Origin of the sequence: Vibrio sp. V03_P4A6T147 (assembly GCF_002241085.1) — a bacterium.
Lineage (GTDB): Bacteria > Pseudomonadota > Gammaproteobacteria > Enterobacterales > Vibrionaceae > Vibrio > Vibrio anguillarum.
The window spans coordinates 6,834-31,461 of the sequence record NZ_NDIO01000283.1 but is presented as its reverse complement, the minus strand read 5'-3'; the positions used below and the strand labels follow the sequence as shown (position 1 = coordinate 31,461).

Annotated in this window: 20 protein-coding genes; 10 read left to right on the top strand and 10 right to left on the bottom strand. The window is 46.0% G+C overall.

Annotated features, from left to right (window positions below; genetic code table 11):
* From rsxA to gloA, 8 genes are all read left to right on the top strand, one after another.
* Positions 1-554, top strand: a 554-nt coding sequence (gene rsxA, locus B9J84_RS11110) for an electron transport complex subunit RsxA (protein WP_094124139.1), incomplete at its 5' end; no start/stop codon positions are given.
* 1 nt (position 555) lies between these two features.
* A complete protein-coding gene (rsxB, locus tag B9J84_RS11105; RefSeq protein ID WP_013857280.1) occupies positions 556-1,143 on the top strand; it encodes an electron transport complex subunit RsxB in 588 nt (195 codons plus the stop codon).
* Between the two features lie 8 nt (positions 1,144-1,151).
* Positions 1,152-3,482: an electron transport complex subunit RsxC gene (gene rsxC / locus B9J84_RS11100; protein WP_094124138.1), complete on the top strand. Its 2,331-nt coding sequence runs from the start codon at positions 1,152-1,154 to the stop codon at positions 3,480-3,482.
* Positions 3,482-4,528: an electron transport complex subunit RsxD gene (gene rsxD / locus B9J84_RS11095; protein WP_017048034.1), complete on the top strand. Its 1,047-nt coding sequence runs from the start codon at positions 3,482-3,484 to the stop codon at positions 4,526-4,528. The genes rsxC and rsxD overlap by 1 nt, the downstream gene beginning before the upstream one ends.
* Before the next feature lie 8 nt (positions 4,529-4,536).
* A complete protein-coding gene (gene rsxG / locus B9J84_RS11090; RefSeq protein ID WP_013857283.1) occupies positions 4,537-5,175 on the top strand; it encodes an electron transport complex subunit RsxG in 639 nt (212 codons plus the stop codon).
* Positions 5,168-5,860, top strand: a complete 693-nt coding sequence (locus B9J84_RS11085) for an electron transport complex subunit E (protein ID WP_010318468.1) — start codon at positions 5,168-5,170, stop codon at positions 5,858-5,860. The genes rsxG and B9J84_RS11085 overlap by 8 nt, the downstream gene beginning before the upstream one ends.
* Positions 5,861-5,887: 27 nt before the next feature.
* Positions 5,888-6,523, top strand: coding sequence for an endonuclease III (gene nth, locus B9J84_RS11080; protein WP_010318469.1), 636 nt, complete (start codon positions 5,888-5,890; stop codon positions 6,521-6,523).
* A gap of 168 nt (positions 6,524-6,691) precedes the next feature.
* Positions 6,692-7,108 (top strand): lactoylglutathione lyase, encoded by a 417-nt coding sequence (gene gloA / locus B9J84_RS11075; RefSeq protein WP_013857285.1) that lies wholly within the window; start codon positions 6,692-6,694, stop codon positions 7,106-7,108.
* 107 nt (positions 7,109-7,215) lie between these two features.
* Here the strand turns inward: gloA and motY are convergent, their stop codons facing one another.
* Entirely contained in the window at positions 7,216-8,097 is an 882-nt protein-coding gene (gene motY, locus B9J84_RS11070) for a flagellar protein MotY (protein ID WP_013857286.1), read from the bottom strand.
* A gap of 202 nt (positions 8,098-8,299) precedes the next feature.
* On the opposite strand from motY, the gene rnt reads away from it, so the two are divergent.
* Together rnt and B9J84_RS11060 are read left to right on the top strand one after the other, a co-directional pair.
* A complete protein-coding gene (gene rnt / locus B9J84_RS11065; RefSeq protein WP_010318472.1) occupies positions 8,300-8,959 on the top strand; it encodes a ribonuclease T in 660 nt (219 codons plus the stop codon).
* 21 nt (positions 8,960-8,980) lie between these two features.
* Positions 8,981-10,306: a Na+/H+ antiporter family protein gene (locus tag B9J84_RS11060; protein ID WP_010318473.1), complete on the top strand. Its 1,326-nt coding sequence runs from the start codon at positions 8,981-8,983 to the stop codon at positions 10,304-10,306.
* A gap of 82 nt (positions 10,307-10,388) precedes the next feature.
* Here B9J84_RS11060 and purF read toward each other — a convergent pair whose 3' ends face one another.
* The 9 genes from purF to nagE all read right to left on the bottom strand — a co-directional run bounded on the left by purF (position 10,389) and on the right by nagE (position 24,471).
* Positions 10,389-11,903, bottom strand: a complete 1,515-nt coding sequence (purF, locus tag B9J84_RS11055) for an amidophosphoribosyltransferase (RefSeq protein ID WP_013857289.1) — start codon at positions 11,901-11,903, stop codon at positions 10,389-10,391.
* A gap of 33 nt (positions 11,904-11,936) precedes the next feature.
* On the bottom strand, positions 11,937-12,428 hold the full coding sequence (locus B9J84_RS11050; protein ID WP_013857290.1) for a CvpA family protein: 492 nt from the start codon (positions 12,426-12,428) through the stop codon (positions 11,937-11,939).
* Between the two features lie 61 nt (positions 12,429-12,489).
* Positions 12,490-13,035, bottom strand: a complete 546-nt coding sequence (locus B9J84_RS11045) for an SPOR domain-containing protein (RefSeq protein WP_013857291.1) — start codon at positions 13,033-13,035, stop codon at positions 12,490-12,492.
* Positions 13,036-14,301, bottom strand: coding sequence for a bifunctional tetrahydrofolate synthase/dihydrofolate synthase (folC, locus tag B9J84_RS11040; protein ID WP_094124137.1), 1,266 nt, complete (start codon positions 14,299-14,301; stop codon positions 13,036-13,038).
* A gap of 44 nt (positions 14,302-14,345) precedes the next feature.
* Positions 14,346-15,272: an acetyl-CoA carboxylase, carboxyltransferase subunit beta gene (gene accD, locus B9J84_RS11035; RefSeq protein ID WP_013857293.1), complete on the bottom strand. Its 927-nt coding sequence runs from the start codon at positions 15,270-15,272 to the stop codon at positions 14,346-14,348.
* A 175-nt stretch (positions 15,273-15,447) separates the two neighbouring features.
* Positions 15,448-16,242, bottom strand: a complete 795-nt coding sequence (gene truA, locus B9J84_RS11030) for a tRNA pseudouridine(38-40) synthase TruA (RefSeq protein ID WP_026027499.1) — start codon at positions 16,240-16,242, stop codon at positions 15,448-15,450.
* 170 nt (positions 16,243-16,412) lie between these two features.
* The gene (locus tag B9J84_RS11025; RefSeq protein WP_094124136.1) at positions 16,413-20,759 is read right to left on the bottom strand and encodes a FimV/HubP family polar landmark protein; all 4,347 of its coding nucleotides are present in this window, start codon (positions 20,757-20,759) and stop codon (positions 16,413-16,415) included.
* 225 nt (positions 20,760-20,984) lie between these two features.
* On the bottom strand, positions 20,985-22,655 hold the full coding sequence (gene glnS / locus B9J84_RS11020) for a glutamine--tRNA ligase (protein ID WP_094124135.1): 1,671 nt from the start codon (positions 22,653-22,655) through the stop codon (positions 20,985-20,987).
* Positions 22,656-22,983: 328 nt separating this feature from the next.
* Positions 22,984-24,471: an N-acetylglucosamine-specific PTS transporter subunit IIBC gene (nagE, locus tag B9J84_RS11015; protein WP_013857296.1), complete on the bottom strand. Its 1,488-nt coding sequence runs from the start codon at positions 24,469-24,471 to the stop codon at positions 22,984-22,986.
* Positions 24,472-24,628: the final 157 nt, after the last annotated feature.

Here is a 24,628-nt window from a genome sequence, read left to right as displayed (position 1 = left end):
GCACTGTGCTGGTCAATAACTTTGTACTGGTAAAGTTTCTAGGGCTATGTCCTTTCATGGGCGTATCAAAAAAACTAGAAACCGCAATAGGGATGGGGTTAGCGACGACTTTCGTGCTAACTCTAGCGTCAGTGTGTGCGTATTTAGTAGAAAGCTATGTTCTTAAACCATTAGGTATTGAGTACTTACGCACCATGAGCTTTATTTTAGTGATCGCCGTGGTGGTGCAGTTCACCGAAATGGTGGTACACAAAACCAGCCCAACGTTATATCGCCTGCTCGGGATTTTCCTTCCTCTTATCACCACCAACTGTGCGGTACTTGGGGTTGCGCTTCTCAACATCAACGAAAATCATAACTTCATTCAATCCATTATTTATGGTTTTGGTGCCGCGGTTGGGTTCTCATTGGTATTGATTCTGTTTGCTTCCATGCGCGAACGCATCGGCGTAGCCGACGTACCAACGCCCTTCAAAGGCGCATCAATTGCTATGATAACCGCAGGTCTTATGTCACTCGCCTTCATGGGTTTTACAGGATTGGTGAAGTTGTAATATGAGCACAATACTCATCGCTATTCTTGCACTTGTCGCATTGGCCGCTGTGTTTGGCGCTATCTTAGGTTTTGCCTCTATCCGCTTTAAAGTAGAAGCCGATCCTATCGTCGATCAGATTGATGCGATTTTACCTCAGACACAATGCGGTCAATGTGGCTATCCGGGCTGTCGCCCTTATGCACAAGCCATTGCCAATGGCGATAAAATCAATAAATGCCCGCCCGGCGGCCAAGCAACCATTGAAAAATTGGCTGACTTAATGGGCGTTGAAGCCGAAGAGTCTGCGCATGATCTTGATAATAAGGTCAAAACCGTTGCCTTCATTCATGAAGATATGTGCATCGGTTGTACAAAATGCATTCAAGCTTGTCCCGTAGATGCCATTGTTGGTGGAACTAAGGCTCTGCATACCGTGATCAAGTCAGAATGTACTGGCTGTGATCTGTGTGTTGCTCCCTGCCCAACGGACTGTATTGAAATGATCCCGGTAGAAACTACGACCGATACTTGGAAGTGGCAAATGAACGCGATTCCTGTTGTTGATGTTACCGACTCTGCCTCACGTGCGCAGAAAAGCGTGAATTAAGGATTGGTATGTTGTCATTAATAGAACAAATCAAAGCTGGCACTCTCTGGAACTTCCCGGGAGGCATTCACCCGCCAGAAAATAAACAGCAGTCAAATCAAACGGCACTGACTCATCCCGGTATACCGCAAGAAATTGTATTGCCACTCAAACAGCATATTGGCCGAGCCGGTGATTTACTGGTCAGCGTTGGCGATAAAGTACTCAAAGGCCAACCACTAACACAATACACCTCAACCTTCATGTTGCCTGTACACGCTTCAACCTCTGGCATCATTACCGCCATTGAACCGCGCACCACGGCGCACCCTTCTGGGTTAAGTGAAATGTGTATTGTCATCACGCCAGATCAACAAGATGAGTGGGCAGTGCGCGCACCACTGGCTGATTATCGACGACACTCCCCAGAGCAATTGATTGAAATCATTCGTCAAGCTGGCATCTCTGGGTTGGGCGGCGCCGGTTTTCCTACTGCAAAAAAAATGCAATCAGGCCTCGCTCGCACTGATATTTTGATCATCAACGCCGCCGAATGTGAACCTTACATCACGGCCGATGATGTACTCATGCAGCACCATGCCGCAGAGATCATCGATGGGATCAGTATTGTAGAGCACATTCTTAAGCCCAAATTAACCATCATCGGTATTGAAGATAACAAACCTGAAGCAATTCAAGCGTTAGAAGCCGCCGCAACACATAAAGACATCGTGATCCGCGTGATCCCAACCAAATACCCTTCAGGTGGTGAAAAGCAGTTAATTAAATTGCTGACCAACCAAGAAGTGCCTGCGGGTAAAATTCCAGCCGATATTGGCTTGATGGTACAAAATGTTGGCTCTATCTACGCGATTAAACGCGCCGTCATGGATGGCGAACCCCTGATTAACCGCGTAGTCACCTTAACGGGCAATACGTTTAAACAGCCCCGGAATGTCTGGGTTTTATTAGGCACACCCGTACAATATTTACTCGAACAATTTGGCTATAAGGCAGATAAAAAATTACCGCGTCTTATCATGGGCGGCCCGATGATGGGGTTCACCCTGCCTCATTCGCAAGTTCCGATCACCAAAACCACCAACTGCATTCTGGCACCCACTCGTAAAGAGATTGCCTCTTCACAACATGAAATGGCCTGCATTCGCTGTGGTCAGTGCGCGGAAGCCTGCCCGGCCTCCTTATTGCCTCAGCAACTGTTCTGGCACGCGAAAGCGGAAGAATATGATAAGTGTGAAGAACTGAACCTCAAAGATTGCATTGAGTGTGGGGCTTGTGCTTATGTTTGCCCCAGTGAAATTCCATTGGTGCAATACTATCGTCAAGCCAAGGCTGAGATAAAAACTCGCCAGCAAGAATCAGAAGCCGCTGAACGTGCCAGAGTACGTTTCGAAGAGAAAAAAGCACGTTTAGAACGCGATAAAGCCGATCGCGAGAATCGTTTCAAAAAAGCAGCCGATGAACGTCGCCAAGAGATGAAACACACAGGCGGCGACGATGCGATTGCGGCGGCCATTGCTCGCGTTCAAGCGCAAAAAGCACAAACAGAAAATAACCCAAGCACCGTAAAACCCGCCGTTGCTGCGGCTATTGCTCGCGCTAAAGCCAAGCAAGCCGAAGCACTGCAAGCAGGTCAAGTCGAGCCAGATAACGCTGAAATGGTTAAATTGCGCGAAGAGCGCAAACGTCAAGCTCGCGAGAAAAAAGCGCAGCAAACCAGTGCTGATGCACCACCAGCAGAAACTGGTGATGATAAAAAAGCAGCAGTCGCTGCCGCCATTGCTCGCGCAAAAGCGCGCAAAGCAGAGCAGCAAACGGCTCCAAGTGAACCTCAGCCAACGCTTGAACCTGCACCTACTCAACCTGAGGATGCCAAAAAAGCGGCAGTCGCTGCCGCCATTGCCCGCGCCAAAGCGCGCAAGGCAGAGCAGCAAACGGCGCCGAGTGAGCCTCAGCCAACGCTTGAACCTGCACCTGCTCAACCTGAGGATGCCAAAAAAGCGGCAGTCGCTGCTGCCATTGCCCGCGCGAAAGCACGCAAGGCAGAGCAGCAAACGGCTCCGAGTGAGCCTCAGCCAACGCTTGAACCTGCACCTATTCAACCTGAGGATGCCAAAAAAGCGGCAGTCGCTGCCGCCATTGCTCGCGCAAAAGCGCGCAAGGCAGAGCAGCAAACGGCGCCAAGTGAACCTCAGCCAACGCTTGAACCTGCGCCTACTCAATCTGAGGATGCCAAAAAAGCGGCAGTCGCTGCCGCCATTGCCCGCGCGAAAGCACGCAAAGCCGAGCAGCAAACAGCACAAGCGAAAAACAATCATAATTCTGAGGAGAATAATTAGTGGCCTTTTTTATTGCCAGCTCCCCCCATGCACACAGCAAACGCAGCACATCAGAACTGATGAAGTGGGTCGCCTTGTGCGCCTTACCGGGGCTTATCGCGCAAAGCTACTTCTTTGGTTGGGGTACTCTCATTCAACTGATGCTCGCTATCATCATCGCTTTGGCTTTTGAATCTGCCGTTATGCTACTGCGTAAGCGCTCACCACTGTTGGCAATCAAAGATTACAGCGCCGTGGTCACCGCTTGGCTTCTGGCCATTGCCATTCCTCCGATGTCCCCTTGGTGGGTTATCTTTATTGGCCTTATTTTTGCCATCATTATTGCAAAACACTTATACGGCGGACTAGGACAAAACCCATTCAACCCCGCCATGATTGCTTATGTGGTTTTGCTTATCTCTTTCCCTGTGCAGATGACCAGTTGGATTGCTCCAACGGAATTAGCCCCGGATCCCAGCTCGTTTAGTGATGCATTTTCACTTATTTTCAGTGGCTTCAACGTAGAAGGTTTATCACTACAACAAATCCGAACGGGTATCGATGGTGTCACTATGGCCACCCCATTGGACGCCGTAAAAACCGGATTACATAATGGTGAGACTCTGCATGAAGCGATGAGCCAGCCTCAATTTAGTGGGTTAGCGGGGCTTGGCTGGGAATGGGTTAACCTTGCCTATTTAGCTGGCGGCTTATTATTGATCAAACTACGTGTGATCAACTGGCATATCCCGATTGCGGTGCTGTGTGGTTTAGTAATGGCAAGTGCTTTCACTGCGCTTATTGAACCGGGAGCAACCGCCTCACCCTTGTTTCATTTGCTCTCGGGCGCGACTATGCTCGGCGCTTTTTTCATCGCAACCGATCCAGTCACCGCTTCGACAACCGTCAAAGGTCGCTTAATTTACGGCGCATTTATTGGCATGATGATTTTCATTATCCGCAGTTGGGGAGGCTTCCCTGACGGGGTAGCCTTCGCTGTATTACTTGCCAACATGTGTGTCCCACTGATTGATTACTACACTAAACCTCGAACCTACGGGCATTAAGGAGCGCTATGTTAACCGCCATTCGCAATAACGGTTTGATTCTCGCTATCTTTGCCTGTGCTTCAACAGGTGTTGTAGCGTTAACCCAATACCTAACAAAAGATCAAATAACCAAGCAAGAGCAGATTCAACTGCAATCGATTTTAAACCAAGTGATCCCGCACAGTTTGCACGACAACGAACTGTACAAATCCTGTACACTGGTGACTGATCCTGCACTTGGTACAGACCAACCTATGCACGCTTATATTGCCACACAAAACGGTGAACCGAGTGGACTGGCTATTGAAGCCATCGCACCTGATGGCTATAACGGCGCGATCAAGGTAATTATTGGCATCAAGCACGATGGCACCATCACAGGGACTCGCGTTCTGTCTCATCAAGAAACACCGGGGTTAGGTGACAAAATAGATTTACGCGTCACTGATTGGATATTGAGCTTTACTGGCAAGCAAGTCACTGAGCAAAATATCGAGACTTGGAAAGTGCGCAAAGATGGGGGACAATTTGATCAGTTTACTGGAGCGACGATTACGCCGCGAGCCGTCGTCAAAGCGGTGAAAAATACCGCTCAGTTTGTGAATCAACATCGAGAAGCACTATTAGCACAACCTTTTGACTGTAAAGGAGCCAGCAATGAGTGATCATAAGACACTGATTAAAAACGGGATGTGGAGCAACAACCCTGCGCTCGTTCAACAACTTGGACTGTGCCCTTTACTAGCGGTTTCTTCCACTGTCACGAATGCGCTAGGTTTAGGCGTTGCGACATTGCTGGTTCTCGTCTGTTCAAATGTCACCATCTCATTAGTACGAGATTATGTCCCCAAAGAAGTCCGTATTCCTGTGTTTGTGATGATCATCGCCGCACTAGTAACTTGCGTACAACTGTTAATGAATGCCTACGCTTACGGCCTGTACCTATCGCTAGGGATCTTCATTCCTCTGATTGTGACCAACTGTATCATCATCGGTCGCGCCGAAGCATTTGCCTCAAAAAATGCAGTGTTGCCTTCAGCACAAGATGGATTTTGGATGGGCATGGGAATGACCACTATTCTGGTCATTTTGGGCGCACTGCGTGAAGTAATTGGCAATGGTACACTGTTTGATGGTGCTGATTTATTACTGGGTCATTGGGCAACCATTTTACGCATTGAGGTCTTCCATTTTGACAACAGCTTCTTGCTTGCGCTCTTGCCGCCTGGAGCGTTTATTGGTGTTGGCTTTTTGATTGCAGCTAAAAATATCATCGATAAAAATCTGGCTGCTCGCCAACCTAAAGAACAAAAGCCCGTCATAGAACGAGCACGCGTCACTAACGCTTAGCGAAATCATAAGGAAGTTTTCCAAACGATGAATAATGTCAAACGAGTCGAGATCCTCGAGCGCTTACGGGCCAATAACCCGAAGCCAGAAACCGAGCTTAAATGGAGCACACCGTTTGAGTTACTGATCTCAGTACTGCTTTCTGCTCAAGCGACTGACGTCAGCGTTAATAAGGCCACTGACAAACTTTACCCTATTGCTAATACGCCACAAGCCATCTTTGAGCTTGGCGTTGATGGGCTAAAGCAATACATCAAAACCATTGGTTTATTCAATTCCAAAGCAGAAAACGTCATCAAAACTTGCCGTATCTTATTGGATCAATACGCAGGAGAAGTGCCTGAGAGCCGTGAAGCATTAGAATCGCTGCCCGGCGTTGGCAGAAAAACGGCCAATGTGGTATTGAACACCGCTTTCGGATGGCCAACCATCGCCGTTGACACGCATATTTTCCGTGTTTCAAATAGAACCAAGTTTGCGGTGGGTAAAAACGTTGATGAAGTGGAACAAAAGCTGCTCAAAGTCGTCCCTAAAGAATTCAAAGTTGATGTTCATCATTGGTTGATCTTACATGGTCGCTACACCTGTGTCGCAAGAAAGCCGCGTTGTGGCAGTTGTATCATTGAAGATCTTTGCGAATTCTCTGATAAAACTGACCTATAAAATTTAACCAGATCCCCAAAAGACTCAACTCTGCAAGTAGGCAGTAAGTAAACGAATTCCTTTGAACATAGATAAACTCTGTGATTGGAGTGGGTGAACGTAAGCCAACATCATCGCCACAGTGGTCGGGTGGAGATAGATATTTCATCAGAAAGTTAGGAGCTCAACATGTCAAATAGTCGTATTTTGCACACCATGCTACGCGTAGGCGATTTAGAAAAATCGATCGCGTTTTACACCAAGGTCATGGGTATGCAACTGCTTCGTACTAATGAAAATACAGAATACAAATACACATTGGCATTTCTGGGTTATGGCGATGAATCTCAGGGTGCGGTGATCGAACTGACCTATAACTGGGGCACCACAAGCTATGACCTAGGTAATGCTTTTGGCCACATCGCCATTGGTGTTGAAGATGTGTATACCACCTGTGACGCGATTAAAGCGGCTGGAGGTAATGTGACCCGTGAAGCTGGCCCAGTAAAAGGTGGCACCACACATATCGCTTTTGTGAAAGATCCTGATGGTTACATGATTGAACTTATCCAAAACAAACAAGCGTCAGCAGGTTTAGAAGGATAAGCCTCTTTGCGGCATCGGCTAGTTATATAAACTAGATGCGTAAGGTTTCCCGGATAACATCACAAAAAGCAGCCTTTGAAATGGGCTGCTTTTTTACTCTAACGTTATTAGATAATTGTTCGACCCAGTGAAATAACCACACGACGGTTTTTATCTTTGCCAATGGGTGATGCATTGTCGGCAATCGGCCTGCGTTTACCATAGCCTTGCACTTGAATGCGATCCTCAGGTAACCCCAGTGATTTAAAGTAATCTCTTAATACCTCAGCCCTACGCTCAGAAAGATCCTGGCTCACTCCTCGACTATCAACAGAGTCGGTATAGGTAGAAACCAACACCAAATCAATATCTTGGTTATAGCGAATATAGTCAGCAATTTGCGCAAGCCGTTTTTGCGAAGCTTTATTGAGTTGCACATTATCGCGGTCGTAATGCAGAATCGTAAATGAGATATCTTCAAAACTGTACGTCAGCAAATTGCTCACACAATCGCTAAACACGTTGTACTTCTCTTGAAAAAGAACCGACGAGAGAGCCACTTCAATGCGCTGATCTCGGCTTTGCCAATCTTGGTAGCTAAAGGTTGGATAGCGTCCTTTTTCCAATTCACTGAGTAGGCTCCAAGCGGTTTGACCACCGATGTAACCATCGAACTGTTTGAAGAATTGCAAATTGGTAATACGGTCTGCACTCTCACCCGGACGCCAACTCGGTGGTAATGACACTAAACTTACATTGCGAGTTTCGCCCATTGGACGACGCATTTTGAGTTCGAAATCGAGGTTAATCTTCTTATTCGCACGTGAAGAGAATTCAGCGTCACCGTAATTGGGGATCGGATGGACCAAACGGCACTCTAAAGGGGTATTCGTCACCATCTGCCACGTAGACTGCTGTGGTGTTGCCACATAACGCTTATCCATCGCCATAGGGGCAAAGGATGTCAGTATGCTGGTCATCACAATAGTGGCAGTAACCCATTTATTCATAACGATTTTATTCTCCGAGCGATACTACAACGATGGCGGAAAATTGCCGCTTCGCTTTCTATTGACTAAGTTAATGCAAAAATCTAGCCACATCACCACACTATCCAACGCATAGTGAAACCTGCATTTATTAACGTGTTTGGTTTTTATCGTAGAAAGAATCTGTAATAATGCCAGCCCTGTCACACAACCAAGAGCTAGCATGACTGAAGTAAATGAAGCATTGACACTGAAAAAGCGTTTCCGCGGTTATTTTCCCGTCGTCATCGACGTCGAAACAGCCGGTTTCAATGCAAAGACCGATGCACTATTAGAAATCTGCGCGATTACGTTGCGTATGGATGAACAAGGTGATCTGCACCCAGCATCGACGATTCACTTTCATGTTGAGCCTTTTGAAGGTGCCAACCTTGAAAAAGAGGCGCTTGAGTTTAATGGCATTCGTGACCCATTTAGCCCATTACGCGGTGCTGTCAGCGAAGCCGAAGCACTCAGAGAAATTTATAAGCTAGTCCGAAAAGAGCAACGCGACAATGACTGTAGCCGCGCGATCATGGTGGCGCACAATGCTACCTTTGACTTGAATTTCGTGATGGCAGCCAGTGAACGCTGCAAGCTAAAACGAGTCCCTTTCCACCCTTTTGCGACTTTTGATACCGCTGCGCTAAGTGGTTTAGCCTATGGGCAAACCGTTTTGGCCAAAGCGTGCAAATCCGCTGGGATGGAATTTGACAATAGAGAAGCGCATTCAGCGCTATACGATACGCAAAAAACAGCCGAACTTTTTTGCGGTATCGTCAACAAATGGAAGGCCCTTGGCGGATGGCCACTTGTTGAACCTTCAGAAAACAATAACAAGTAAACACAACTAACCGAGAAATATATGAATCCTGTAGTAATTTCTGTATGCATCATGCTGCTTCTTGCGCTGATGCGGGTCAATGTCGTCGTCGCACTGACATTTAGTGCGATCGTCGGTGGTTTAGTTGCAGGGATGAGTTTAAATGACGCTGTTTCTGCATTTGAAAGTGGCTTAGGTGGTGGTGCAACCATCGCACTAAGTTATGCGATGCTAGGCACCTTTGCCGTCGCGATTTCTAAATCTGGTATTACTGACTTACTGGCGCAAAACGTGATTAAGCGTATCCATGGCAAAGAGCATGGTGCGGCCACCACAGGTTTGAAGTATGCGGTTCTGGTCGCGCTGGTTCTAGTTACCATGTCATCGCAAAATATCATTCCTGTCCATATCGCCTTTATTCCGATTTTAATTCCACCGCTATTGGGCGTCTTTGCCAAGCTGAAGCTTGACCGCAGGCTGATTGCTTGCGTGCTCACTTTTGGCCTTATCACGCCCTATATGGTCTTGCCTGTCGGCTTTGGTGGGATTTTCCTCAATAACATCTTACTCAAGAATTTACGCGATAATGGCCTTGAAAACGTGACGGCAAGCCAAGTGCCGATAGCCATGCTGCTACCCGCCGCTGGGATGATTTTTGGCTTACTGGTCGCCATTTTCTTTACCTATCGTAAACCTCGCCAGTATCAAGAGACGGAACATACTGTCATTAATACCGAACCAAAAGCGATCAACAAAAAGCATATTTTGATTGCCGCGCTCGGTATTATCACGGCACTTGCCGTGCAACTGTCCACAGGTTCGATGATCATCGGCGCACTGGCTGGTTTTATGGTCTTCACTTTTGGTGGTGTGATTGCATGGAAAGAGACGCACGATGTATTCACCAAAGGTGTACATATGATGGCAATGATTGGCTTTATTATGATTTCAGCGGCCGGATTTGCCGCCGTGATGAAAGCCACCGGTGGCGTTGAGTCTCTGGTAGAAGCCTTATCAGTAAGCATCGGCGACAATAAAGCTTTATCCGCTTTATTAATGCTGATCGTCGGTTTGTTGGTCACTATGGGCATTGGTTCATCCTTCTCAACGATTCCAATCATCGCAACCATTTACGTGCCCCTTGCCCTCGCCTTTGGCTTTTCGCCTATGGCGACCATTGCGCTAGTGGGTACCGCTGCTGCGTTGGGCGATGCAGGCTCTCCAGCGTCAGATTCCACCTTGGGGCCAACGTCAGGCCTAAATGCGGATGGTCAGCACGAACATATTTGGGAAACGGTGGTTCCAACCTTTATCCATTATAATATTCCACTGATTGTGTTTGGCTGGATTGCAGCAATGATCCTTTAGTCAAACCCTGTTAACGAGCACAAAAAAGGCTTCCTAGATGGAAGCCTTTTTCTTTGCAGCCTATTTGGGGAGATGCGCTCGATTACGCGCCTTCGTTATGAATCTCTAGGTTGGCGAGATCTTGCTGGATTTCTCGAACCGTTTTTGCATCGTCGCTACGCATCGATTCAAGAAAATCAAGATACTGCTGATCAATATCGCCCGTGACATATTCGCCGTTAAATACCGACGCTTCAAATTTTGCAATATCGCGGTTACCCATACCAACGGCATCGACTAAATCTTCCAGATTTTGGAAAATCAGAGCATCGGCACCAATTCGCTGCGCAATTTCATCGGCATCTCGACCATGAGCAATCAACTCGTTAGCACTTGGCATATCAATACCATAGACGTTAGGGAAACGGATCTCAGGCGCGGCTGACACCATGTACACCTTGTTTGCACCAGAATCACGAGCCATCTCAATAATTTGCTCTGACGTAGTTCCACGCACTATCGAGTCATCCACTAGCAACACGTTTTTGCCCTTAAATTCAGAACGAATCGCATTGAGTTTACGGCGCACCGATTTTTTACGCTGTTGCTGGCCCGGCATAATAAATGTGCGGCCAACGTAGCGGTTTTTGACAAAACCTTGGCGATATGGAATATCAATCGCTTGTGCAATTTGCAATGCGATATCACACGAAGTCTCAGGAATGGGGATCACGACATCAATATCTAAGTCAGCAAATTCGTTCTTGATGCGCTCACCCAGCTTTTTACCCATTTCTACGCGCGCGCTGTAAACCGAAATTTTGTCGATAAACGAATCTGGGCGGGCGAAGTAGACAAATTCAAAAATGCATGGGTTAAGTGTTGGATTATCGGCACATTGTTTAGTAAATAGCTGGCCATCAAAGGTCGCATACACCGCTTCCCCGGGGGCAAGGTCACGCACAAAATCAAAGCCGACAGCATCTAGCGCCACCGACTCCGAAGCGGCCATGTATTCGGTACGGCCATCGACTTCACGTTTACCTAAGCAGATAGGACGAATACCATGCGGGTCACGAAACGCGATCATCCCATGCCCAATGATCATCGCGACAACAGCATAAGCACCGCGAATGGTGCGATGTACATTAGCGACAGCACGAAACACATCTTCTGCGGTTACATTGCCTCTGACTGTATCAATTTCATGCGCCAAGACGTTAAGCAGCACTTCGGAATCTGAAGTGGTATTGATATGGCGACGATCTTTTTCAAACAACTTCTGGCGTACTTCGTTGGCATTGGTGAGGTTGCCGTTATGAGCAAGCGTGATACCGAACGGGGAGTTAACGTAGAAAGGTTGAGCTTCTGAGGCACTCGAACTACCCGCAGTAGGATAACGCACATGTCCAATACCCACCGTTCCTTGAAGACGCTGCATGTGTTTTGCTTCAAAGACATCTTTCACTAAACCGTTCGCCTTACGCAGACGGAAACGATTGCTTTCTATGGTACAAATACCAGCGGCATCTTGGCCACGATGCTGCAATACCGTTAACGCGTCATAAATTGACTGGTTTACCAGCGTTGTACCCACGATTCCAACAATACCACACATGTCCTGATCCTCGATTTGCGACAGTAACTGGCGCTAAATCGCGCCAGAGAGAAAACTTGATGTTGCTTGTAAGTGCTCAAAGAACGGCGCAATGATACGGCTAAATTCCGGTACCAATTGCGAGCTCTTCCACCACTCTGAATTTGGAAATGCGGTAAACGCATCCATAAAAAACAAGGCAGCTGAAACAATCAACACACCACGCAATGCTCCAAAAACAATGCCCAGTACCCGATCAGTTCCAGATAGGCCCGTTTTTTGTACCAATTGAGCAATCACATAGTTAATGATCGCTCCGACAATGAGTGTTGCAACAAACAGTGCTGCGATGGCCGCGCCATTACGAAACATGTCATCTTTGATATTTGAAAAATACACCGCAAGTTTTGCGTAGTATTGGCTGGCAATAAAAAATGCACCGAACCATATCACTAATGACAACGCTTCTTTAGCAAAGCCACGGACTAAACTGATCAATGCCGATAGGCCGATCACACTTAAAATGACAATATCTAACCAATTCATGAGTTCTACATCTTAAGTTGGCGCGCATTTTAACAGAAAAAAACGCGACGCAAACGTTTTCTTATGGGTTTAGTGGTTTAAATTTGAGCAATTGACCTTTTGCACCGGTAATTTTTTCCAGTTCTAAGAGTTGACGCTCAAGCTTAGTTTTGGAAACATCTGGGCCAATAATGATCCGAGTGAAGCCATTTTCTTGCTTAGTATGGGCTTGATAACCCCGTTTTTGCAGATCTTTAACCACGGTTTTTGCGTTTTCGGCATTCTTTAATGCCATCAACTGAATGAGCCAAGCACTATCTTGGTAATCATTTCTTTCCGCCGTTTCTTTCACTTTCACAGTGAGTGGCTTGCTCTGCGTTGCTGCGTCGCTCTGGTTAGTTTGTGCGATCACTTCCACAGGCGAATCGGGCAACGCGACTTGATCTTCAACGGGGTCGAGAATTTCAAACTTCTCTACGTCGCTGTCTAATTCGGGCTTAATTGGGATGCTGGCGATATCTTCTTTGTAGTGGGTCTTTTTGCCATCCAATACATCAGGTAACACTATCACCCCTATCGCCACCAATATAATCGTTCCTACCAAGCGGCTCTGAAACTTACTTGCCATTTATACTCCTTTGTTCTGCCAGTGCTCTAATACTTCACCCACAGTATGAAACGACCCAACTACGATAATGACATCATTGCTATCGGCTTGTGTCATCGCGGCTTCAAAAGCACTGACTGGGTTAGCAAACGGTTTAACGCCAGGCTCAAGGTAATGACACAGTTCATTCGCTTGCGCGGCTCTAGGGCCACTTAATGAAGCAGGATACCAAACGTTAGCGATTGATTTCAGTTGATGAAGCGTGGCCTTCACATCTTTATCGTGCAGCATGCCAACTACCACATGGACCTTTTTGTGTGCGTAACGCTGTTTGAGCTGCGCCACCAAATATTCGGCCGAATGGGGATTATGTGCAACATCAAGAATGATTTCTGGGCTATCACTGATTTTTTGCATCCGCCCAGCAAGTGTTGCGTTGCTAAGCCCATTGACGATATTGACATCACTCACAGCTAAACCGGAGCAGCCGAGTGCCATTAATGCCGTAGCCGCATTAGGCAAGGGCAAGCGAGGGAGCGGTAAATCAGATAACTCAAATGGACCACTTCGCCAATTCCACGTTGTTTCAGAGGCCAGTTCATAGGAAAACTGAATACCGACTTGGTACATCTCCGCACCAATATCATCGGCATGCGCTGCAACCGTTGGTGGTGGCTTAGGCTGGCCGCAAATAGCGGGTTTACCTGCGCGATAAATCCCCGCTTTCTCATAGCCAATAACATTGATGTCATCGCCGAGCCAATCCACGTGATCAATCGCCAAGCTGGTGATCACAGAAACATCGTGATCCACGATATTGGTCGCATCAAGTCGGCCACCTAGCCCAACTTCCAATAAAATGACATCCACCGCTTGCGTTTGAAATAAACGCAGCGCCGCCAATGTACCGAACTCAAATAGGCTTAAACTGATGTCACCCCGTTGCGCTTCAACAAAAGCGAAGGCTTGCGTATGCTGTTCATCGCTGAGCTCAAGCGCATTAATACGCACGCGTTCGTTATAACGGATAAGATGAGGTGAGCTATAAACGCCCACGCGATAACCTGCATCCAATAAAATGGCTTCCATCAATGCACAGGTCGAGCCTTTGCCATTCGTTCCAGCCACGGTAATTACGGTAGGTGCAGGTTTAATAAGATTCGCTTTTTGAGCCACAGCTTGAACACGATCCAAGCCAAGGTCGATAGCGGAGGTATGAATATTCGCTAAATAATCAAGCCACATCGCAAGAGAGGATGTGGCTTGTGGGATAAGGTTTTGAGTCATCTAACGTTTATAACCATTAAGCAGTTAGTGTGTTAGTGCCTACTTTAACCTTTTTCGTGCGCTTCTGGTACAGCGTAATCAGGTTCAATCGGTGAATCATCAACAGAAACGACCAATGGTGAACTGTGATTGGTCAATTTAGCGATCAATCCCCCCACGCGTTGACGCATTTCACGGCGATCGACAATCATATCAATCGCACCATGCTCAATTAGGAATTCGCTACGTTGGAAACCTTCAGGTAGATCTTCACGTACCGTTTGTTCGATAACTCGACGACCTGCAAAACCAATCAGTGCTTTAGGTTCACCAATATTGATGTCACCAAGCATCGCTAAACTTGCCGATACGCCACCCATGGTCGGGTCCGTCATCACTGAGATATAAGGTAAGCCTTTGCTTGATAAACGTTCAAGCGCCGCACTGGTTTTTGCCATCTGCATCAATGACATTAACGCTTCTTGCATACGCGCGCCGCCACTGGCAGAAAAGCAGACCAAACCACAGTTGTTTTCTATAGCGGCATCAACAGCTCGTACGAAACGCGCACCAACGACAGACCCCATTGAACCACCCATGAAAGAAAACTCAAAAGCACAAGCAACCAAAGGCATACCCAATAGTTCGCCTTGCATCACCACAAGAGCGTCTTTCTCACCACTGCTTTTTTGAGCGGCTGAAAGGCGTTCTTTATAACGTTTTGAGTCTTTAAACTTGAGTTTATCTTGCGGCTCTAACTCGTCACCAATCTCGACACGATTCTGTTCATCAAGAAAAGTCTCTAAGCGGCGACGTGCTTTCATGCGCATGTGATGATCACATTTAGGGCACACTTCCAAGTTACGCTCAAGCTCAGCGTGATATAACACTTGCTCACAAGAAGTACATTTAGTCCAAACCCCTTCAGGGATGGATGCTTTACGCGAAGTTACGATATTGCTTTTTTCTAAAATCTTTTCAAGCCAACTCATGGAAGACCTTTACTCTTAACTCTCTCGCGTGATTGCGAAAGATACAAATTTGGGATTTATGCGTGAGGATTAAAACATATAAAATGCTTAGTGTAGACAAAAAACTGGTTGTACCTATTTTCTGGCTGTCATTTTCACACACGTCACGACTCTGTTTTGGACACTTTACGCGTTATTAGTTCAAATTATCAGCTAAAAATAGCGGCCCAAGCGACTCTTTTGGTAAAGAAAATTCTTCTGGATAATCAACAGCAACCAAATATAATCCTTCAGCTTTGGCTGTTGCACCCGCCAGTTTTCTATCTTTGGCTTCAAGCAACCATTTTATCCATTCGGGAGGCTGCTCACCACGGCCGACAACGATGAGGCTACCGGTAATATTTCGCACCATATGATGGACAAAAGCATTTGCTTTAATGTCGATAACGACATAGTTGCCATGCCGAGTCACATTCAAATGCATGACGTTTCGCCAAGGACTATTCGATTGACAATGCACAGCGCGAAAAGAGGTGAAATCATTTTCGCCCAATAAAAGCTGCCCTGCTTGCTGCATTTTCTCAACGTCTAAATCGCCATGATAATGACTGACACCTGAAGATAATATGCCAGGGCGATAAGCATGATTATAAATGATGTAGCGATAACGGCGTGCTGTAGCCGAAAAGCGAGCGTGAAAATCGCTTGAAACCTCAGTTGCCCAACGAACAGCGATATCTTTTGGTAAATGAGCATTGACACCCATTGTCCAAGCGACCATTTTTCGGCAAGCCGTAGTATCAAAATGTATCACCTGCCCTGTGCCGTGAACCCCTGCATCGGTGCGCCCCGCACACAATACTTCAACCGGATGGTTCGCCACAACTGTGAGTGCTTTTTCTAATTCTTCTTGGACACTTTTAACGTCACGTTGTCGCTGCCAACCATAGTATTGAGAACCATTGTACTCAATACCTAAAGCGATTCTCATCATCTGATTCTCTTTGAAAATGGGTCGGGCAGTATAATCGCAATCAAAAAAAAATTCTAATCGACAAGCCATCTACCCCGACAACTTTCAATGTGAAGTTCAGGTCATCTGCAAGTCAGAAAAGGCTATTCAATAACAACGAGGCCGTATATTCACGGCCTCGTTTGTTTTTAAGCTCGGCGATTAATGCTGTCAATCAAGGATTTCGCTTCTCGTCGAATATCATCACTACCATCAACAATGGCTTCCTCTAACAGTTTTATCGCCCCTTTATCATCGTTCATCTCGATGTAAATTTTGGCGAGGTCAAGCTTACCCGCCGCCTCAGAGTTATTGTCTACATCGATATCACCAATGTCACCAATCACATCCGGAAATTCACTTAAACCAACATCTAACTTGAGTTCTTCATCTTCAGGGCTAATCCCCTCTTCACCCTCAACTTGAGCCATTAGCTCATCGATGGTCATGTACTGGCTCTTTTGGGCTTCAAAATCATCGAGTTCATCTTGAATTCCCCAGTTTTCATCAAGAATTTGAGGCTCGTCGGTTTGGATATCATCGTTCCAAACGGCAAGCTCTTCTTCAGGCACGTCATCTGGGATGGAAGCTTGTTGATCTGGCGTTAAATTAAAACCGTTCCAATCTTCACCGCCTACCTCTAACATTGCATCAATATTCATACCAGCACTATCAATGGTACGAGCATCTAATGGTCGATCAAAAGAGAATGGCGCAGAAGATACACTTTCCTCATCTAGCCAATCTTTTAAGGCTTTCTCATCGAACTCCTGTTTTGAAACACTCTGCAATTGGTCTGTGTCATCATCTTCTAAAAGCGGCTGTTGATCTGTTTCTAGTGCTGGTTCGTTAATTGGAGCAAGTGCATCTTCTTCATCGAATTCAGGCAAGGCTTGCTCGTCAATCGCTTCAAAACTTTCTTGAGCAACAGGCTCTGACGCCGCTTCTTGAGGCTCGGCTATCGCATCCGCCAGCGCGTCTTCTTCTGTGTACTCTGGCAGCTCAAGATCCGTAAGGTCGCTCTCGTCTTCCTTTTCATCAAGAGAAGGCTCGCTAATTGAAGCAAGTGCATCTTCTTCACTAAATTCAGGTAAGGATTGCTCGTCAATCGCTTCAAAACTTTCTTGAGCAACAGGCTCTGACGCCGCTTCTTGAGGCTCGGCTATCGCATCCGCTAGCGCGTCTTCTTCTGTGTACTCTAGCAGCTCAAGATCCGTAAGGTCGCTCTCGTCTTCCTTTTCTTCTAGAGAAGGCTCACTAATTGAAGCAAGTGCATCTTCTTCACTAAATTCAGGCAAGGCTTGCTCGTCAATCGCTTCAACACTTTCTTGATCAACAGGCTCTGACGCCGCTTCTTGAGGCTCGGCTATCGCATCCGCTAGCGCGTCTTCTTCTGTGTACTCTGGCAGCTCAAGATCCGTAAGGTCGCTCTCGTCTTCCTTTTCTTCTAGAGGAAGCTCGTTAATTGAAGCGAGTACATCTTCTTCACTGAATTCAGGTAAGGCTTGCTCGTCAATCGCTTCAAAACTTTCTTGAGCGACAGGCTCTGACGCCGCCTCTTGAGGCTCAACTATCGCATCCGCCAGCGCGTCTTCTTCTGTGTACTCTGGAAGCTCAAGATCCGTAAGGTCGCTCTCGTCTTCCTTTTCTTCTAGAGGAGGCTCGTTAATTGAAGCAAGTGCATCTTCTTCACTAAATTCAGGTAAGGCTTGCTCGTCAATCGCTTCAAAACTTTCTTGAGCAACAGGCTCTGACGCCGCCTCTTGAGGCTCAGCTATCGCATCCGCCAGCGCGTCTTCTTCTGACGGCTCTGGCAGTTGGACTTCGGAAAGCTCGCTCTGTGACTGTTCTTCTAGCGATGGCTCATTAAAGGAAGCAAGGAGATCTTCTTCTTCGAATTCCACTAACTTGTCATCGTGGAGCTCCTCAACATGGTCCTTTGCCGATGATTCTGCTGAATTGGTTTGAAGCGGCTCAACATCAGCTTGGCTTGGTTCTTCGTCTTCTAGCTCACCAATGTCCCAGTCTTCATCTTGTGGAACTCCAAATTCGTTAGGGCTGACTTCTGGTTTGCTAACCTGTGCGGGTTCTATTTTTTCCGGGGATGTCGAGCTGCTTAGAGGTTGCTCCTCATTCGGCTTCAGATCCGGATAACTTGCCCCTTCAATTTCTGGGTTAAAATCAAATGAGTCGTCGATAAATTCTTCATCGATGTCGCCATCAACCACTCCCATCTGTTCATCATCCAGTAGAGGATCTTTTTCAGGAGCGGCACTTAGCAGATCGTCAATGAAGATGTCGCTGTTAAACTCGGAATCTTCAACGCTATCGTTTTCATTATCCAACAACTCGCTATTTTGCTGTTCGGTCTCTTCGATATTCTGAGCATGCTGCTCGATTTCCAGCAACTCTTCAAATAATGCCGTACCATCTTCTTCAGCGAGACTATCCTTATCTTCAGCACCTTCTTGCTCTTGGTCTGCCTTTTCAAAGTCAAGTGATTCAGAACCATTGTCAGTAAATAGTTCGTCCAATAGCTCTGTACTATTCTCATCCAGCTCGGTTTCAATGTCGGATTCCGTAGTTTCTTCACCCAATAACTCATACAGAGTTTGATCACCAGTGAAGTCAACATCATCAATATCTTCTTCGCTCGAAGCGATGTCTTTATCGGGCTGCACAAGTTCTTCAAGTAAGTCGGTGCTTTCCGATAAGTCTGTCTCGCTCTCTTCATCATCACCGAGTAGCTCATCGAGCAGTTCGACACTGTCACTATCAATTGCTAGGACATCTTCATCTTGCTCTTCTAATAATTCATCCAGCAGCGCTGTTTCAGTGGAGGAATCAGTTTCTATTGAGGTGAGGTCAGATTGCGCTTCAATCGTTGCGAATAGATCATCAAGTTCACTATCCGACGCTAGCTCTGCTTCTTTTAAATCGAAGTTACCGCCGGTTTTTGCTAGCTCGGGCTCTTCTGAATCCAAGTTGAAATCATCTTCGGACTCATCCAATAATGAATCAAAGTCAAAACTATCATGATGATCGTCATCACTATTGGCGGCAAACAAATCGTCAAGTAGCGATTGATCTAAAGTATCGCTTCCGAGATCTTCAGCTTTATCATCTCCAGCCAATAACGCGTCAATGTCGTCTTCAGAGATGGAATCATCATCATCGGATAAATCAAATTCTGTTTCGCCGTCATCTTCATCTAATAACGCTTCGTCTAAAGCTCGCGCCATCTCATCGAGACCGACAGCTTTTTCGTCAGCACCAACACTGATGCCGTTACTGCTAGCGGTCAAATCTTCTAAATCCGCAGCAAGATCACCATCATCGCCGATACTCGCAAATGGGTCTTCGCCATCTTCACCTTCGAGGTTGAAGTCTAAATCTGTATCGTCTAAATCGGCAAAAATGTCCGATTCTTGCTCAGCATTGTCATCGATTTCATCATCCAGTGTGATGTCGTCACCAAATAACTTCTCACTATCATCAGACTCACCAAACAAGTCATCATCCAGCATTAAATCATCGTCAATATCTTCAAGGCTGCCAGCAGCCATTGGCGTTATGGGCTCTTGATTACCTTGAGTGACAACAGGCTGCTCCGTTGGCTTGGATCGGCGGCCAAGCAACATCACAACCAGTAAACCAATTAACAAACCAGGAATAAGGGCGAGAGCGGCGACCAACCAAGAGTTGGAAAGCAGTTGATCAAGTGCACTTGGTGCAAGCTTTTGCGCCTCTAGTGCTTTTCGACGTTCTTCATCAAGTAGCTTTTCAACTTCAGAGCGAATGCGGTTTTCGTCACCGAGTTCTCCTTTAAGTGCATCGACTTCAGATTGAACATCTGCCAGCATCAAACGTAACTTATGATTTTTCTCTTCAAGCGCCAGTAATTCAGTATCAGATTTCGCAACTTGTGTGCCAATATCTTTTAGCACAGGTTCACTCTTCGTCTTTTCAACAACTGGTTGAGCGGCAATAGAGGCAATTGTTTTTTCAGGCAAAGCTGTAGAAGCAGCAGTAACAGGCGCTGTTGGCTGCGCCGTATTAGCATTCAATTTGGCTTGATGCGCGGCCATGATATTGACCGCTTCTTGGGTGGGCGCACTATTTACCTGTGCCAATGATGGAACACGTAAGTTGCTACCTGGGATCAAACTGTGAATATTTTGATTTTCGAACGCCTGAGGGTTTAGCCGATAAATGGCCAGCAGGGTTTGTTGTACAGTGACGTTATTCGATGGACGTAGTCGAGTGGCAATAGACCACAAAGTGTCGCTGTCTAAGGTTGGCCCAAAAAACGTCGATGGTTGGCTATTAGCCTGCTGAAGATTACGAGTTTGAGTGAGATTTTCTGAAAATTGAGGAGAAGACTGGATCTCACCATTCGGCCCAACCAGGCGAATGCTCTCGGCACTAACGATAGAAGTCTGAGTCACGGCAACCATTGCTATCGGCAACAGTAGACGCTGAAAAATTTGACGCATATAAGGCTCAGCTATGTGCTTGGAATAAATAAATACGATGATCTGTTTAATATATCGGATAACGCTAGCAAAACTATAGGACGCAAGGTAAAAAATGTGTCACGACTACGATAATCGCAGGAATCTCACACATTTTTCCCCGTTAAGTGAGCTTGCTCAGACAAAACAGTACCATAATAAAAAGAAAGGCCAGCATTGGCTGACCTTTTTAAATAGTACTTAAGCTTACTCTGCGTCTATTTTTGCCCAAGTGTCACGTAGACCCACTGTGCGGTTAAAAACCAACGCTTCTGGTTTAGAATCTTTCGAGTCAGCACAGAAATAACCCATGCGCTCAAACTGATAACCTTGCTCCGCGTGTGCCGACATCAAACTAGGCTCAACAAAACCATTAATTTTAACCAATGAATCCGGGTTAATAGTTTCGGCAAAGTTGTCAGCTGCCGCCGGGTTGGGAACGGTAAATAGGCGATCATACAAACGAATTTCAGCTGGCAAGGCTTTATCGGCGGATACCCAGTGAATAACACCTTTCACTTTGCGTCCATCTGCCGGGTTTTTACCCAGAGTATCCATATCGTAAGTGCAGAATATTGTCGTAATATTGCCTTGTGCATCTTTTTCAATGCGCTCTGCTTTTATTACGTAAGCGCCGCGTAAGCGAACTTCTTTGCCTAGCACTAAACGTTTGTATTTCTTGTTGCCTTCTTCACGGAAATCTTCACGTTCAATCCACAATTCGCGAGTAAATGGAACTTCACGTTCGCCCATTTCAGGCTTGTTTGGATGATTTGCCAGCGTTAACGTCTCGACTTTACCCGCCTCAAAGTTTTCTATCACCACTTTTACAGGGTCAAGAACCGCCATGGCGCGAGGCGCATGTTCGTTTAAGTCTTCACGGATACAAGACTCTAACGAACTGAATTCGATCATATTTTCCTGTTTTGTCACACCTATGCGTTTGCAAAACTCACGAATCGATGCTGGTGTGAATCCACGGCGGCGTAAACCTGAAATCGTCGGCATACGTGGGTCATCCCAACCATCCACTAATTTTTCCGTAACCAGCTGGTTTAGTTTACGCTTAGACATTACCGTGTATTCAAGGTTTAAACGGCTAAACTCATACTGATGTGGTCGACAATCAATCGTGATATTTTCCAACACCCAATCGTACAGACGGCGGTTATCTTGAAACTCTAGGGTACAAATTGAGTGCGTGATCCCTTCCAAGGCATCCGAGATACAGTGGGTAAAATCGTACATTGGATAAATGCACCATTTGTTACCCGTTTGGTGATGCTCTGCGAAACGAACACGGTAAAGCACAGGATCGCGCATCACCATGAAGGATGACGCCATGTCAATCTTGGCACGTAAACACGCTTTGCCTTCTTCGAAACCACCAGCGCGCATTTTCTCAAATAGCGCTAGGTTTTCTTCAATGCTGCGATCGCGGTACGGACTTGGCTTACCTGCTTGAGTCAATGTACCTCGATATTCACGGATCTCTTCTGGACTGAGCTCTTCAACATAAGCCAGACCTTTTTGGATCAGCTCAACCGCGTATTGGTATAGTTTGTCAAAATAATCTGACGAATAACAAACATCACCAGACCATTGGAAGCCGAGCCATTTCACGTCGGCTTTGATTGACTCAACGTACTCCATATCTTCTTTTTCAGGGTTTGTATCGTCAAAACGTAAATTACACTGTCCCTGATAGTCCTGAGCAATACCAAAGTTTAAGCAGATAGATTTAGCATGACCGATGTGCAGGTAACCATTTGGCTCGGGCGGAAAACGAGTATGCACACTTGTGTGTTTGCCATCCGCTAAATCTTTATCAATGATTTGGCGAATAAAATTCGATGGACGAGCCTCAGCTTCACTCATCTATAGCACCTCAAAATTATTTAGTATCGTCAGAAGATTTTTCTGTATGTAAGAGCAGTAATGCTTGCAGAAACAGAAAGTTTGTCGCTAATGATCCACAATTATCCGCTCTTGCACAATAAAAAGTGGGCATTTCCTGCGATTATTTCAAGACATTGCCTTTTGTCTGGCTAGGCTAAGCAAAATTTCAGGCAAAGGGCGTAAGAAATAGGCAAAAGCTACCGTTGTGGGCAGCCTTAAATTTGAATAGCGCTCATTTGATGAATAAGAAAAACCTCTGCATGAAGCAGAGGCTTTAAAATAACCTAATCATCCGTTGCGATTAAGACTAAGGAAGTTTCACGCTAGAAAGATCTTCGTTTGCATTGATAGACTTCATCTCACCAGCAACGATTTCAGCAAGAGGGCCTAAGATAACTTGTAGGTTATTAGTACCCAGTTTCACCACACCCATGGCACCCAATGCTTTTAATGTTTTCTCGTCGATAATACTCATGTCATTGACAGATAAACGTAAGCGAGTGATACAAGCATCGATGTTAGATAGGTTGCTGTGACCGCCTAGAGCTTTAAGGTATTGTTTAGCGAGCTCAGAAGACTCTTTCGCGCCTGATACTTTGCTATCGCTGTCGTCATCTTCGCGACCTGGTGTTTTAAGGCCAAATTTCAAAATAACGGTACGGAAAATTACATAGTAGAGAGCAAAGAACACAATACCTTGAACTATTAGCATGTACCAATTAACCGCCAGTGGGTTACGTGATGACAATACCATATCCACAAGGCCTGCAGAGAAACCGAAACCCGCAATCCACTGCATTGAAGCAGCAATGAATACTGATAGACCCGTCAATGCTGCATGCAGTACATATAGTGCAGGAGCAAGGAACATGAACGAGAATTCTAGAGGTTCAGTTACACCGGTAAAGAATGAAGCAAAACCAGCTGCAATCATAATAGAAGCAACTTTCTCTTTATTCTTCGCTGTAGATGTGTGGTAAATAGCCAATGCCGCACCAGGTAGACCGAACATCATAATAGGGAAGAAGCCTGCTTGGTACATACCCGTTACGCCTGGGATACCAGTACCCTCAGCGATAGATTTTGCACCACCTAAGAAGTTAGGAATGTCGTTAATACCCGCAACGTCAAACCAGAATACTGAGTTCAGTGCGTGATGAAGACCAACAGGGATTAGCAAGCGGTTAAAGAACGCATAGATACCTGCACCCGCAGAACCTAGACCTTGAATCGATTCACCAAACGATACTAGACCACCATAAACATGCGGCCATACATACATCAGAACGAAGGCGATAAAAATACCAGCAAACGACGTCAAAATAGGTACTAGGCGTTTGCCAGAGAAGAAGGCTAATGCTTTATGCAATTCTACAGTAGAGAAGCGATTGTAGATTTCAGCAGAAACAATACCTACTAAAATACCAACAAACTGGTTGTTGATTTTACCAAAAGCAGCAGGAACTGCGCTTGGATCAATACCTTGGATCTGTGCAACGGCTCCTGGAGAAAGCAAAGTCGTCACGACTAAGAAACCAACAAAACCCGACAATGCAGCAGCACCGTCTTTATCTTTAGACATACCGTAAGCCACACCAACAGCAAACAGTACAGACATGTTATCAATGATTGCAGCACCTGCTTTAATCAGGAATGCAGCCAAGGCACTGTTTGAACCCCACCCATTTGGGTCGATCCAATAACCAATACCCATTAGTATCGCGGCAGCTGGCAATGTGGCAACTGGTACCATCAACGCCTTGCCTACTTTTTGAAAGTATCCAAGAATATTCACCTTAAGTTCCCCCTATAGGATTTAGGATTTTTTGTATTTGGTTGAGCCACTTATTTTAGTCGCTCAATTTAGTCAAACTCAGTTTATGATATTAATTTTGCTCCGCAAATTAAAACCTTATCATTTGTGATCATAATCACCACAATCTGCCAAATAC